The following is a 12,759-nucleotide window of genomic DNA, read 5'->3' on the forward strand; positions in this document are numbered from 1 at the left end:
CCCTCGCTGACGCTCGGCCCGGCCTGAGCGGCACGCGCAGTGTCTGATGATTCGCTCGCAGACTCGCTCATGCGACCACCTCGCCGGCCGCCCAGACGCGGCGGACCTTCGCCGTCGCCGTGCTGTCCCGGGTCGGGTCGCCGTCGACGAGCACCAGGTCCGCCCGCAGGCCCTCGCGTACGGCCCCGCGATCCGGCAGCCCGAAGTGGCGGGCGGGCAGCTCGGTCGCCGCGCGCAGGACGTCCACTTCGGACAGTCCGGCGCCGGCCAGCAGCCCGAGTTCCTCGTGCAGGCTTGAACCCGGGACGACCGGGAACGGCAGCATCGGCGCGGAAAACGCGTCCGTGCCGGCCAGGATCGGCACGCCGGCCGCGTGCAGCACGGCGACCGACTCACGGCTGAACTCGTAGCCCTCGGCGCCGAGCTTGGTCGTGAGCGCCGCCATCATCGTCAGCGTGGGCACGGCGACCTGGCCCCGCTCGGCCATCCGGGCGGCGGTCTCCGTGTCGAGGACGCCGTCGCGCGGCACGTGGGTGACGACGTCCGCCCCGGCCTGGACGGCGCGGTGGTAGGCGTCGACTGACGACGCGTGGGCGACGGTGCGCTTGCCGTGCGCCTTGGCTTCGGCGACCACGGCGTCGATGGTCGCTTGGCCGAGCAGGTCGCCCTCGATGACGACCTTGAGGTAGTCGGACCCTTCGGCGACGCGGCGGGCGACGAACTCCGCGGCCTGCCCGGGCGCGGTGAGGATCGCCTCGGCGGGCATGCCGGGCAGCTTCGCGTGGTTGCCGCCCGGGCCGATCGCGGGCAGGCCCGCGCTGCGGATGTCGGGGACCCGGCCGCGGAAGGAGTCGACCTGCTCGCGGGGCCAGCACGCCATGTCGAGCGCCGTCGTGATCCCGTGCGCGGCGAGCGCGGCCAGGTCGTCCGGGGTGCGCAGGTGCACGTGGGCGTCGATGAGCCCGGGCAGGAGCGTGGCGCCGGCGCAGTCGACGACCTCGGCGCCGGCCGGGTCGGTGCCGAGCACCGCGCCGTCGAGCACGACGGTCGTGGGCTCGGTCAGGCCGGCGCCGTCGAAGACGCGCACGCCGGTCAACGCGGTCTTGGTCATGAGTCCGTCCCGGGCAGGCTGAGGCTCGACTCCATCAGGATCTCCCTCGTGCGGTTGATGTGCGCCTCGAACCGGGCGACCGCCAGCTCGGCGTCGTGTGCCAAGGCCGCGTCCACCAGGCCCTGGTGCTCGCCGGCGACGTCGCGGTGCCGCTCCTCGCCGCCGGGGCCGGACCAGGCGCGGTAGAGCTCCGCCGCGTCGGACAGCCGGGTGCAGACGTCGAGCAGCACCGCGTTGCCGCACGCCTTGATCAGCGTGTGGTGGAACTCCAGGTGCGCGCGGGCCCATTCTTCGTTGCGCCGCACCGGCGGCCCCGGCAAGAGCATCGGCTGCCCGGCGAGCCGGTGGTGTGCGGCCAGCACCTCGGACTCCCAGGTGACGTCGCCGCGCTGCACGGACAGCCGCAGCGCCGAGCCTTCGTTGATCGCCCTCGCCTCGGTCAGGTCGGCGAGCGCCCGCATCGACAGCGGCGTCACCCGGAACCCGCGGTTGCGGTCGACCTGCACGAGGTCCTTGGCCGCGAGCAGGCCCAGCGCCTCGCGCACGACGCTCAAGCTGACCCCGTGCCCGGCGCTCAGGTCGGCGGCCTTCAGCCGCTCCCCCGGCGCCAGCTCGCCGTTGAGGATCGCCGACCGCAGCCGGGTGTACACCGACACGGCCAGGCTCTCGCCGCCCGCTCTCTTCGCCATGCCGAGACGGTAACACACTCTTCGCGCAAGAATCGATTCTTGTCTTGACAGTCGCATATGACGGGCAGAGTATGAGATTCCTCCACCGAAAGGCACCCCTCATGCGGATCGCCAATCTCGACGGCCGGCTCGTCCTCCTCACCGCCGGCGGCGCCGTCGACGTCGAACACGCCAGCGCGCGGCGCTTCGCCGCCGACCCCCACGCCGGCTACGCCCGCTGGGACGAGTTCACCGCCTGGGCGGCCGATTTCGAGGCCACCGAAGCGGAAGCCTTCGACGAGGCCCGCCTGCGGGCGCCTTCGCCGACACCGTCGCAGGTCTTCGGCGTCGGCTTGAACTACCGCGACCACGCCGCCGAATCCGGCCTCGGCCTGCCGGATTCCCCCGCCGTGTTCACGAAGTTCCCCAGCTGCCTGACCGGCCCGTACGGCGCGATCGCGCTCACCGGGTCCACTGTGGACTGGGAGGTCGAGCTCGTCGTCGTGATCGGCCGCGAGGCGCGGAACGTGCCCGCTGAGCGCGGCTGGGACCACGTCGCCGGGCTGACCGCGGGACAGGACCTCTCCGACCGGACCGTGCAGCTGGCCGGCCCGGCCCCGCAGTTCAGCCTCGGCAAGTCCGCGCCCGGCTTCGGGCCGACCGGGCCGTGGCTGGTCACGCCGGACGAGTTCGCCGACCGCGACAACCTGGAGCTGAGCTCCGCGGTCAACGGCGAGTCCGTGCAGAAGGGCCGCACCAGCGACCTCATCTTTTCGGTACCCGAACTGGTCGCGCGGCTGTCGGCGATCCTGCCGCTGCGCCCCGGCGACCTGATCTTCACCGGCACGCCGTCCGGCGTCGGCATGGCCCGCAGCCCGCAGCGGTTCCTGGCCGCCGGGGACGAGCTGGTCACGACGGTCGAAGGCATCGGCTCGATGCGCCACCGGTTCACGGGGCCGGCATGACCACAGTGGACGCCCACCGGTTCCGCGCGGTGATGGCCGCCGTCTGCGCGCCGGTCACGATCGTCACCACGACCGCCGCCGACGGCCCGCGCGGCGCCACCGTCAGCTCGTTCACCTCACTCTCCCTCGATCCGCCGCTGGTGAGCGTCGCGTTCGACCGGCGCTCGGCGCTGCTGGCCGAGATCCTGGGCGCGGGCCGGTTCGGCGTGAACCTGCTCGGCCAGGGCCAGGACGACCTCGCCGTCCGGTTCGCCACCCGCGGCGCCGACCGGTTCGGCGGCGACACGGCGTGGTTCACCGACGACGGCCTGCCGCGGCTGCGCGACGCCGCCGGCTGGGTGGCCTGCGACCTGGACCGGGTCGTCGAAGCCGGCGACCACCTCCTGCTGTTCGGCCTGGTCACCGCGCTCGGCCGGGCCGAGCTGCCGCCGCTCGTGTACGCCCACCGCACGTTCGGCACCCACTCGCGCTACGCCGAGCGGCCCCGCCCGCGCATCACCGACCAGATCGCCGCCTGCGCCCGCTGACCCGCACCGGAAGGACAACGCCGTCATGACCCTCGCGACCGAACAGCCCGCGCCCGCCCTCGACCGGCTCCTCGCCCGCATCGCCGACCTCCAGCCACTGCTGGAGAAGAACGCCGCCCAGGGCGAGGCAGACCGCCGCGTCGTCGAGGAGAGCATCGCCGCGCTGACCGACGCCGGAGTGTTCAAGATCGCCCAGCCCCGCCGCTACGGCGGGTACGGGCTCCCGGTCCGCGCGATGCTCGACGTCTCCGCCGCGGTCGCCGAAGCCGACGGCGGCACCGCGTGGGTGGTGGCGCTGAGCAACGTCTGCGCCTGGCTCGCCGGCCTGTTCAGTCCGCAGGCGCAGGACGACGTCTGGGGCGCGAACCCGGACGCGAAGGTGTCCGGTGTGCTCGCGCCGACCGCCGAGACGACCAAAGTGGACGGTGGCTGGCGCGTCACCGGCCGCTGGTACTACAACTCGGGCTCCTGGCACGCCGACTGGGCCGCCCTCGGCATCCCGCTGACCGACGAGCGCGGCGAGGTCGTCGACCAGGGCATGGCCCTGCTCCCCCGCACCGACCTCGGCTTCGAGGACACCTGGTTCGTCGCCGGGATGCGCTCGTCGGGGTCCAACTGCCTGATCGCCGACGACGTCTTCGTGCCCGAGCACCGGGTGATGTCGGTGCCGCCGGCGATCGGCGGGCGGTACGCGAACGGCGAACCCGAGGAGGACGTGTTCCGGGCCGCGCTCGTCCCCGTGCTGACGCTCGTGCTCGCCGGGCCGCAGCTGGGCCTGGGCCGCAAGGCGCTGCGGCTGGTGCGCGAAAAGGCGGTCCGCAAACCGGTTTCCTACACGACCTACGCCACGCAGGCCGACTCCGTCGCCTTCCAGCTCCAGCTCGCCGAAGCGGCGATGCGGATCGACACCGCCCACCTGCACGCCCACCGCGCGGCCGACGACATCGATTCGGCGTCGGCGGCGGGCGGCTACCCCGACGTCGAAACGCGGGCCCGGACCCGCGCCGACACCGGCTGGGCCGTCGAGAACATCACGCGCGCGATCGACGTCCTGCTTTCCGCGCACGGCGCCGGCAGCTTCGCCGAGGTCAACCCGCTGCAGCGGATCTGGCGTGACTCCGCCGTGGCCGCGCGGCACGCGATCGTGCTGCCCGCGGTCAACTACGAGATCTACGGCAAGGCGCTGCTCGGCCGCGACGACCAGATCACCCCGCTCGTCTGACCCGGAGGGACTCGTCATGAGCCTGCACCGCCTGACCAAGATCGCCATCGGCGTCCCGGACGTCGACGAAACGGCCAAGTACTACACCGAGTTCGGCCTGACGCCGACCGCCACGGGCTTCGCCACCACCGACGGCGGCGAGCAGCTCGAGCTGCGCCGCACCCCGCAGCGCCGGCTGCTCAGCCTAGGCATCGGCGCCGACGACCCGGACGACCTCGGCCGCATCACCGCGTCACTGGCCCGCCTCGACGTCGAGAGCCGCATCGAGGGCGACGCCCTGTACACAAAGGACCCGGTCACCGGCCTCGACGTCGTCGTGTCGGTCGCACCGCGGCTTCGGCAGGAACCGCCAGAACTGGTGGCCTACAACGGACCCGGCGCGATCCGGCGGCCGAACACGCGCGCACCCGGCATCGACCGCGAGACCCCGGTGCGGCCGCGCAAGCTCGGCCACGTCGTGTTCGGCTCGCCCGACCAGGCCGCCACCCAGCGGTTCTTCACCGAGGGCCTCGGGTTCCGGGTCAGCGACGAGGCGCCGGGCTTCGCCGCGTTCATGCGCTGCTCGACCGACCACCACAACGTCCTGGTCCAGCAGGCGCCGGTGAGCTTCCTGCACCACACGTCCTGGGAGGTCGACGACGTCGACGAGGTCGGCCGCGGCGCCACGACGATGCTGCAGGGCCACCCCGAGCGCCACACGTGGGGCCTGGGCCGCCACTACATCGGCTCGAACTTCTTCTGGTACCTGCGCGACCCGGCCGGGAACTTCTCCGAGTACTACTCCGACATCGACTGCATCCTCGAGGACCAGCTGTGGGAGCCGCGCGTCGTCGCCGGGGAGAAGAGCCTGTACGCGTGGGGCCCACCGCCACCGCCGTCGTTCCTCGCCCCGGAGGACCTGGCGGAGCTGATGACCGACGCCCACGACGGCGCCTGAGCGAACCGCACGTCAGCCGGGCAGGTGCATCGACTGCAGTGCCTGGTACGCCGTCAGTCCCTCCGGGCCCAGCTCCCGGCCCAGCCCCGAGTCCTTCACCCCACCGAAGGGCGCCGCCGGGTCGACCGTGTACGTGTTGATGCCGATCGTTCCCGTGCGGATCCGGCTCGCGACCGCCTGGCCGCGGGCCGGGTCGGTGGTCCAGACCGTGCCGCCGAGGCCGTACGGGGAGTCGTTCGCGATGGCGATCGCCTCCTCGTCGGTCTCGTACTTGATGATCGACAGGACCGGGCCGAAGATCTCCTCGCGGGCGATCGTCGAGTGGTTGTCGACGTCGGCGAACACCGTCGGCTCGACGAACCAGCCACGGGACTGCCCGGCCGGGCGGCCGCCGCCGGTGGTCAGGCGGGCGCCCTCCGCCAGGCCCTTCGCGATGTAGCCCTCGACGCGCTCGCGCTGGGCCGCCGAGGCCAGCGGGCCGATCTGGGTCGCCGGGTCGAGGGCGTCGCCCACCGCGAGGCTCGCCGCGAAGCCGGTGAACGTCTCGACGATCTCGTCGTAGCGGCTCGCCGGGGCGAGGATGCGCGTGGTGAGGTGGCAGGTCTGCCCGTTGTTGACCATCGTCGACAGGAACAGGTCCTGCGGGTTCGCCATCAGGTCGGCGTCGTCCAGCACGATCGCCGCGGACTTGCCGCCCAGCTCGAGCGTGACCGGGCGCAGCAGCCGGCCGCACGTCTCGGCGATCTGCCGTCCGGCCGCCGTCGAGCCGGTGAACGCGACCTTGTCCACGCCCGGGTGGGACACCAGGTGGGCGCCGCCTTCGCGGCCGCTCTGCACGACGTTGACCACGCCCGGCGGGAAGCCGGCCTCGTCGACCGCCTCGGCGAACAGCTGCGCGTCGAGCACCGTGCCCGGGCTCGGCTTGAGGACCAGCGTGCACCCCGCCGCCAACGCCGGGCCGAGCTTGAACGCGGCCAGCGTCATCGGCAGGTTCCACGGCACGATCGCGCCGACCACGCCGACCGGCGTCCGCCGCACGCGGACCTTGCCGCCGAGCAGCCCGTCCCGCGCCTCGTCGAGCACGGCGGTCCGGATCAGGCCCGCGTAGTAGCGCAGGATCAGCTGCGGGAACCCGCCCTCGACGGCGTTGGCGATCGAGATCGGCAGCCCGTTCTGGCTGCTGACCCGGCGCGCGGTCTCACCGGCGCGCGCGTCGAGCGCGACCGCCAGCCGCTCCATCACGGCCGCGCGCTCGGCCGGCTCCCACGAGCTCCAGCCGACGGGGTCGTCGAACGCGGCCCGCGCCGCCGCCACCGCCGCGTCGATGTCGGCCTCGGCCGCCTCCGGCACCCGACCGATGACCTCTTCCGTGCTGGCCGAGACGACCTCGATGGTCCGGGCCGAAGCCGGCGCGACCCACTTGCCACCGATGTACAGGGATTCGTAGACCAGGTCCACGGTCCGACTCCGTCCTTCGACCGGGCAGTGCCGCCAGTAAAGCAGCGCCCGGCCGCCGGGGATTATCCGTTCGTGCGGTGCTTGGGGCCCCGCCTCAGCGGTGCGCCCCCGCGGCCCGGAACGACGCGATCCTGATGCGCAGCCCCCGCAGGTGGACCAGGTCGACGGCGAACCCCGCCTCGTCGGCCCGGCACGGACCCGCCAGGTGGACGGACTCGTCCGCCGGGTCGTAGCGCGGCTCCGACCACACCGCCGCGTCGCCCGTTCCGGCGTCGCGGCGGGCGCGGGCCAGCCAGTAGACCGGGAGCTTCATCACTTCACCCAGTACCTTGTCCAAGGCGGGGAGGTCGGCCTCGGCGATCGCGAGCCCGCGGCCGTGCCACACGCGCGGGGCCGCCGAGGCGTGGGTGAACGTCGCGGTGTCGCCGGACGCGGTGATCGTCCAGTCGGCCACGGTGGTGCGGGTCGGCATCACGGCTCCCTGCGGTAGCGGCCCCAGGTCGGCACACCGTATGCGAAACCCCGCGCGGACGGCGGAATGACGCGGCACGTTCAACTGCCGTTCACCGGATGATCACCTCGCGGCCCGGTTTGTGTCAGGCTGGTACCCATGAACGACGAAGCCCCGCGATCCGTGGCCGAACTGGCCGCGGACCCGGAGTGGGAGGTCACCCGCACCGGCACGACCGGGCAGTGGCTCACCGCCGAACGCGCCCTCGAGCGGAACGGCCACCGGCGGCTCGTCGGTCTCACGCCCATCCGGCCCGGCACGGTCGCGCTCATGCTGTGGTCCGGCGGCGACGTCATCGAACACTTCCGCGGCAGCGAGGCCGAGGCCTGCGCGACCGCGCAGCGCTGGGCGGCCGAGTTCCTGGCCGGCGAACGGTAGCGAACCCGGCGTACACCGGGAATTCGGCCGGAACCCGGGAAGAAGCCAACTGCGCCCGGTACGTTCCCCCGCGTGAAGACGAAGCTGCCCGCCGCGCTGGTCCTGTCCGCGGCGCTCACCGCCGCGCTGAGCACGCCGGCCGCCGCCGGCACCGGGGTCCGGGAGCTCGCGCCGGGCGTGACGGTCCACACCACCCTCACCGGCGAGGGCACCGGCCACAACACCTGGACGATCACCACGCAGGTCCCCGGCGGTTCCAGCCCCGACCCGGACGCCCCGCCGTCCGCGCTCGGCAGCCGGGAGCACGCCGAAGCGCTGGTGACGTCGTTGCGGGCCAAGGGTTTCGCGGCCCGTGCCGAACAGGTCGACTGGCCCGCGTTCGCCGACACGCCCCGGGGCCCGCTCGGCTGGCGGGTGCGGGTCGGCGCCTTCCCCGACCGGGCGCAGGCCGCCGCCACCGCGAGTGCCATGAGCGCGAACGGGTTCACCGGCAGCGTCGAATGGACCGGCCAGGACGGCCCGGCGGCCGGGGGCCCGCAGCGTGTGCGCGTCGCCGTCGTCGACCCGAAGCGGTTCACCGGGCGGGTCGCCGCTTCGCACGGGGAGTCCGTGGCCGGGCGGCGCACGACGTCGGCGCTGTCGGCCGCCGCCGGGGCCCTGGTCGGGACCAACGGCGGCTTCTTCGTCATCGACCCGCGCGACGGCATCCCCGGTGAGCCCGCCGGGGTCGGCGTCTACCAAGGCCTGTTGCAGAGCGAAGCGACCACCGGCCGTCCCGCCCTGCTGCTGGGCGACCGCCCGTCGATCGGCGTTCCGCGCACCGCGATCACCGCCGGCGGCCACCCCGTCAACGGCGTCAACCGCAAGCCGGGCGTCATCCGCAACTGCGGCGAGCCCGGCGACGTCCCCACCGACCGGCCGTTGCACGACACGACCTGCACCCACCCGGACGAGCTGGTGCTGTTCACCCCGCAGCTCGGCACCCCGACCCCGGCGGGCGACGGCGTCGAAGCCGTGCTCGACGCCCACGACGTCGTCACCGCGCTGCGCCCCGCGGGCGGGGGCGTACCCGCGGCCGGCCACACCGTCCAGGGCACCGGTGCGGCGGCGGCCTGGCTGACCGGGCACGCGCGGCCGGGCACCCGGCTGCGCGTCGACACGCGGATCTTCGCGGACGGCCGGCCGGTCCACCCGGCGGGCGTGGTCAACGGCGGCCCGTGGCTGGTCCGCGACGGCCGCGTCTCGGTGAACGCGGCGGCGGACGGCATCGTGCACCCCGGTGACCCGTCGTTCGTCTACGGCTGGGGCGTCAAGCGCAACCCCCGAACCATGGTCGGCCTCGATCGCCGCGGCCGGCTGCTGATCGTCACCGCCGACGGACGGCAGCCCGGCTACGCCGAGGGACTGTCGCTGCTGGAGGGCGCCGAACTGCTCGAGCGCCTGGGCGCGGTCGAGGCGATCAACCTCGACGGCGGCGGCTCGACGGCGATGGCGATCGGCGGCGAACTGGTGAGCTCGCCCTCGGACGCGACCGGCGAGCGCCCGGTCGGCGACGCCGTCCTGGTGCTGCCCCGCCGGTGACCCGATCGCCCGGATCGGGTGAATTCTTTTTGTTCACCTCCGGTTCACCTTCCGGCCGTCTCATGGGGCATGTTCCCGGTACGACGCCCAACCGGAAGGTGAACGATGAGCACGTTGGACACGATGGCCTCCGAAGCGCTCGACACCCACTTCGCCCAGCTCGAGGACCGCTTGGGCCACGACTACGCGAACATCGCGCGCCCCCGGCTGCACGACCTGGTCGACCACGAACGCGCGCGCTTCGCCGGCGCCCGCATCCACGCCTTCGTGCCGATCCTGGTCGAGCGGGCCGTCCGGGCGGCACTGGCCCGGACCTGACGGCCGCCCCGGTCACGGGTTGAGGACGACGATGGCCGCGTTCAAGGCCGTCGCGAACAGCGTCCACGCCAGGTACGGCAGCTGCAGCGCGGCCGCAACCCGTGACCGGCGGCGGAACACCACCATTGTCCCGGCGACGACGACGTCGAGGACCACGATCTCCACCAGCGCGAGCGTGTACGCGCCCGCCGCGAAGAACAACGGCGTCCACGCGGCGTTGAGGACCAGGCCGGCCGCGTACCAGGTGAACTCGCGGCGCGTGCCCGCCGCTCGCCAGAACAGCCAGCCCGAGACGGCGATCAGGATGTACAGCACCGTCCACACCGGACCGAAAAGCCACGACGGCGGCGCCCACGGCGGCTGGACGAGCGCGCCGTAGACCTCTCGCGACCGCGTCGCCGCGAGGCCGCCCACGACGGCCACCAAGGCCACCGCGGCGAGGAACCCGGCCAGGACCGCCACCGGGGCCGGGCGGGAGCGGGGCAGCGTAGTCACGTCGGTTCTCCTCCTGACATCGCGATGCACGGCCGATGCGGAATACCCGCAGCCTAGAGCCGCAAACCCGCGACCGCACGGTAAAAGCCACTGATGCGCTCTAGCCCGATTCGTTGCAGTATCGATCCATGACCACCCACGAAACGGACGTCGTCGTCATCGGCGCCGGGCTCGCCGGGCTCGCCGCCGCCCGGCGGCTGCACGAGGCCGGCGTCGAATGCACCGTGCTGGAGGCGGGCGACGACGTCGGCGGGCGCGTGCGCACCGACGTCGTCGACGGCTTCCGCCTCGACCGCGGCTTCCAGGTCCTCAACCCCGCCTACCCGGCGATCAAGCGGCTCGTCGACGTCGACGCGCTGAAGCTGGGCCGGTTCTGGCGCGCGGTCCGCGTCGCCGACGACGACCGCGTCTCGCTGCTCGGGCACCCGCTCGACGCCCCGAAGGCGCTGCGTGACGTCGCTGCCCGCCGGTACCTCTCGGCGAAGGACCTGGCCGCCCTCGGCGCCCTCTCCGCCCGCGTCGCCGCCGGCCCGGCGCGCTCGATCGTGCGGGGCGACGACGGGACGACCGCCGACGAACTGCGCCGCGCCGGGCTGTCCGACCGGGCCGTGGCCACCGTCCTGCGCCCCTTCCTGTCCGGCGTCTTCCTCGAAGCCGAGCTGAGCACGTCGGCGCGGTTCTTCCAGCTGGTGTGGCGGAGTTTCCTGCGTTCCGCGCCGTCGTTGCCCGCCCTGGGCATGGGCGAACTCCCCCGGCAGCTGGCCCGCCGGCTGCCGGAAGGTTCGGTGCACACCGGCACCCCGGTCGAGCGGATCAGCCAAGGCGAGGTGCGCACCGCGGGCGGTGACGTCTGGTCCGCGCGCACCGTCGTCGTGGCGACCGACGGCACGACGGCGTCGCGGCTGGTCGAGGGCGTCGCGGAGCCGCTGTGGAACGGCGTGACGACCTGGTACTTCGCGCCGGAGGACCGTCCGTCGCGCGAACCCGTCATCATGGTCGACGCCCGCCGCGGCCCCGTCGTGAACACGGCCGTGCTGAGCGAAGTGTGCCGCTCCTACGCGCCGCCGGGAACCGCCTTGGTGAGCGCGTCGGCACTGACGCCCGTCGCGGAGACCGACGTCCGGCGGGCGCTGGGCCGGATGTACCGCACCGACGCGACCCGCTGGCCGCTCGTCGGCCGGTACGAGATCCCGCGGGCGCTCCCGGCCATGCCCGCGCCGCACCCGATCCGCCGCGAAATCCGCTGGGGCGAAGGGATCTACGTGTGCGGAGACCACCGCGACACCAGCTCGTTGCAGGGCGCGCTCGCCTCCGGCGGCCGGACCGCCCGCGCCGTGCTGGCCGACCGGACGTGAGGCTCAGCGGAGTCCGATGAGCAGCCGGTCGGCGGTGTCCCAGTGCTCGAACTTGCCGTCCTGAGCGAGCGCCTGCGGGATGACCCACTTGGCGAGCATGTCCATTTCCCCGGCCGCCATGAGCCGCTCCGGTCCGGCGTAGTAGGTCTTCCGCCAGTCCTGGACGAGACCGCAGGCCGCGTCGACGCCGACCGAGTAGTAGTCGTGCGTCACCGGGTCGATGACGTGCACGCCCGCCGTCTCGGCGACGCCGTAGACGGCCGCGGTGCTGCTGTCCATCCTGGCCGCGTCGTAGCCGACCAGTTCGGACTTCGGCAGGTCCGGGTTCTGCACCTGGCACAGCATCGAGAAGATCCGGGTGCGCATGAGCTTCCAGTACCAGCGGTACGACTCGATCGCGAACGCGAAGCGGCCCCCGGCGATGCCGCGCCTGGTCACCAGTGTGGCCAGGTTCCGCAGGAGGGCTTCTTCGTAGTTCAGGACAGCCGAGTAGCGCCGGCGGAAGTCGATCGCGAAGTCCGCGCTGTAGTACGGGTCTTCCTTCAGGTTCTCCATCCGGTCGAGCATCCGGCTCCGCAGCTTCTGGTACTCCGGCTCGTCGGGCAGCCGGAACTGGGACGCGTCGACGACGTACTCGGGACCGTGCCGGGCGACCAGCTGGGCGATGCGCTCTTCGAGCTGGACGACGTCGAGGTCGACCACGCCGGTGACGAACAGCGGGATGATCTCCCGGTTCGGCTCGAGGCCGGCCGGGAGCCCGTCGAGCTGCCGGTGCAATTGCGCGCACAGGGTTTGCAGCGACCGCAGATAACCGCCTTGTGAGAAATCCGCGTACAACCGGTTGGCGAGACTGTCGGGCAGTTCGGAATCGTCCAACCGTACCGGCAGGATGATGTCCCTTTTTTCGGCCCGCTCAATTTCGAGTGCCTGTTCGATCTCCCGCTTCACCCAGTCCGACGCCAGCATCTCGGCCGACATGGCGACGAGCACGAAGGACGACGCACCGACGCTCGCGCGGATGGTTTCGGTCAGCCGCGCCCCGACGTCGAGGCGCCATTCGTCGTACCAGACCTCGAAACCGCGCTGGGCCAGGTCCATCGCCAGGCGTTTGACGAACGACTTGTTCGACGACGAGTGCGAAATGAAGATGGCGGCCATGGTCTTTCACCTCCGGCGGCGGGTCCACCAGTTTAACCGCGCGCCGGAAAATATTTCGGTAACGAAGCCGGCCGA

14 protein-coding genes are annotated in these 12,759 nt (G+C 72.9%); 8 read left to right on the plus strand and 6 right to left on the minus strand.

Annotated elements, in window-relative coordinates; genetic code table 11:
• Positions 1–67: 67 nt before the first annotated feature.
• Together H4696_RS12450 and H4696_RS12455 are read right to left on the minus strand one after the other, a co-directional pair.
• Positions 68–1,111 (minus strand): amidohydrolase family protein, encoded by a 1,044-nt coding sequence (locus H4696_RS12450; protein ID WP_086859376.1) that lies wholly within the window; start codon positions 1,109–1,111, stop codon positions 68–70.
• Positions 1,108–1,800, minus strand: a complete 693-nt coding sequence (locus H4696_RS12455; protein ID WP_158104298.1) for a GntR family transcriptional regulator — start codon at positions 1,798–1,800, stop codon at positions 1,108–1,110. The genes H4696_RS12450 and H4696_RS12455 overlap by 4 nt, the downstream gene beginning before the upstream one ends.
• Before the next feature lie 101 nt (positions 1,801–1,901).
• On the opposite strand from H4696_RS12455, the gene H4696_RS12460 reads away from it, so the two are divergent.
• The 4 genes from H4696_RS12460 to H4696_RS12475 are packed head-to-tail and all read left to right on the plus strand — an operon-like array spanning position 1,902 to position 5,430.
• Positions 1,902–2,744, plus strand: coding sequence for a fumarylacetoacetate hydrolase family protein (locus H4696_RS12460; RefSeq protein ID WP_086859371.1), 843 nt, complete (start codon positions 1,902–1,904; stop codon positions 2,742–2,744).
• On the plus strand, positions 2,741–3,271 hold the full coding sequence (locus H4696_RS12465) for a flavin reductase family protein (RefSeq protein WP_086859370.1): 531 nt from the start codon (positions 2,741–2,743) through the stop codon (positions 3,269–3,271). Before H4696_RS12460 ends, H4696_RS12465 begins: the two co-directional genes overlap by 4 nt.
• A gap of 25 nt (positions 3,272–3,296) precedes the next feature.
• Positions 3,297–4,493, plus strand: coding sequence for an acyl-CoA dehydrogenase family protein (locus H4696_RS12470; protein WP_086859368.1), 1,197 nt, complete (start codon positions 3,297–3,299; stop codon positions 4,491–4,493).
• Positions 4,494–4,509: 16 nt separating this feature from the next.
• The gene (locus H4696_RS12475; RefSeq protein WP_086859366.1) at positions 4,510–5,430 is read left to right on the plus strand and encodes a VOC family protein; all 921 of its coding nucleotides are present in this window, start codon (positions 4,510–4,512) and stop codon (positions 5,428–5,430) included.
• Positions 5,431–5,442: 12 nt separating this feature from the next.
• Here the strand turns inward: H4696_RS12475 and H4696_RS12480 are convergent, their stop codons facing one another.
• Positions 5,443–6,888: an aldehyde dehydrogenase gene (locus H4696_RS12480; protein ID WP_086859364.1), complete on the minus strand. Its 1,446-nt coding sequence runs from the start codon at positions 6,886–6,888 to the stop codon at positions 5,443–5,445.
• 94 nt (positions 6,889–6,982) lie between these two features.
• The gene (locus H4696_RS12485; RefSeq protein WP_086859363.1) at positions 6,983–7,360 is read right to left on the minus strand and encodes a hypothetical protein; all 378 of its coding nucleotides are present in this window, start codon (positions 7,358–7,360) and stop codon (positions 6,983–6,985) included.
• Between the two features lie 138 nt (positions 7,361–7,498).
• On the opposite strand from H4696_RS12485, the gene H4696_RS12490 reads away from it, so the two are divergent.
• The 3 genes from H4696_RS12490 (at position 7,499) to H4696_RS12500 (ending at position 9,676) form a co-directional block, all read left to right on the plus strand.
• Positions 7,499–7,777 carry a hypothetical protein gene (locus tag H4696_RS12490; RefSeq protein ID WP_086859361.1) on the plus strand — a complete coding sequence of 93 codons (279 nt, stop codon included), beginning with the start codon at positions 7,499–7,501 and terminating at the stop codon, positions 7,775–7,777.
• Positions 7,778–7,849: 72 nt separating this feature from the next.
• Positions 7,850–9,358: a phosphodiester glycosidase family protein gene (locus H4696_RS12495; protein ID WP_086859359.1), complete on the plus strand. Its 1,509-nt coding sequence runs from the start codon at positions 7,850–7,852 to the stop codon at positions 9,356–9,358.
• Between the two features lie 105 nt (positions 9,359–9,463).
• A complete protein-coding gene (locus tag H4696_RS12500; protein ID WP_086859357.1) occupies positions 9,464–9,676 on the plus strand; it encodes a three-helix bundle dimerization domain-containing protein in 213 nt (70 codons plus the stop codon).
• 12 nt (positions 9,677–9,688) lie between these two features.
• On the opposite strand, the gene H4696_RS12505 is transcribed toward H4696_RS12500, so the two are convergent.
• Complete coding sequence (locus H4696_RS12505) at positions 9,689–10,171, minus strand: TspO/MBR family protein (RefSeq protein WP_086859355.1); 483 nt, start codon at positions 10,169–10,171, stop codon at positions 9,689–9,691.
• A 128-nt stretch (positions 10,172–10,299) separates the two neighbouring features.
• Here H4696_RS12505 and H4696_RS12510 point away from each other — a divergent pair, with 128 nt between their 5' ends.
• Positions 10,300–11,526 carry an NAD(P)/FAD-dependent oxidoreductase gene (locus H4696_RS12510; protein ID WP_086859353.1) on the plus strand — a complete coding sequence of 409 codons (1,227 nt, stop codon included), beginning with the start codon at positions 10,300–10,302 and terminating at the stop codon, positions 11,524–11,526.
• A 3-nt stretch (positions 11,527–11,529) separates the two neighbouring features.
• Here the strand turns inward: H4696_RS12510 and H4696_RS12515 are convergent, their stop codons facing one another.
• Positions 11,530–12,684, minus strand: a complete 1,155-nt coding sequence (locus H4696_RS12515) for a toll/interleukin-1 receptor domain-containing protein (protein WP_086859351.1) — start codon at positions 12,682–12,684, stop codon at positions 11,530–11,532.
• Positions 12,685–12,759 lie beyond the last annotated feature (75 nt).

It is taken from the genome of Amycolatopsis lexingtonensis (assembly GCF_014873755.1).
GTDB lineage: Bacteria > Actinomycetota > Actinomycetes > Mycobacteriales > Pseudonocardiaceae > Amycolatopsis > Amycolatopsis lexingtonensis.

Coding starts and splice junctions, on each gene's coding strand:
- H4696_RS12460 (WP_086859371.1), top strand. CDS start 1,902: ATGCGGATCGCCAATCTCGACGGCCGGCTCGTCCTCCTCACCGCCGGC.
- H4696_RS12455 (WP_158104298.1), bottom strand. CDS start 1,800: ATGGCGAAGAGAGCGGGCGGCGAGAGCCTGGCCGTGTCGGTGTACACC.
- H4696_RS12475 (WP_086859366.1), top strand. CDS start 4,510: ATGAGCCTGCACCGCCTGACCAAGATCGCCATCGGCGTCCCGGACGTC.
- H4696_RS12510 (WP_086859353.1), top strand. CDS start 10,300: ATGACCACCCACGAAACGGACGTCGTCGTCATCGGCGCCGGGCTCGCC.
- H4696_RS12515 (WP_086859351.1), bottom strand. CDS start 12,684: ATGGCCGCCATCTTCATTTCGCACTCGTCGTCGAACAAGTCGTTCGTC.
- H4696_RS12485 (WP_086859363.1), bottom strand. CDS start 7,360: ATGCCGACCCGCACCACCGTGGCCGACTGGACGATCACCGCGTCCGGC.
- H4696_RS12465 (WP_086859370.1), top strand. CDS start 2,741: ATGACCACAGTGGACGCCCACCGGTTCCGCGCGGTGATGGCCGCCGTC.
- H4696_RS12490 (WP_086859361.1), top strand. CDS start 7,499: ATGAACGACGAAGCCCCGCGATCCGTGGCCGAACTGGCCGCGGACCCG.
- H4696_RS12500 (WP_086859357.1), top strand. CDS start 9,464: ATGAGCACGTTGGACACGATGGCCTCCGAAGCGCTCGACACCCACTTC.
- H4696_RS12470 (WP_086859368.1), top strand. CDS start 3,297: ATGACCCTCGCGACCGAACAGCCCGCGCCCGCCCTCGACCGGCTCCTC.
- H4696_RS12450 (WP_086859376.1), bottom strand. CDS start 1,111: ATGACCAAGACCGCGTTGACCGGCGTGCGCGTCTTCGACGGCGCCGGC.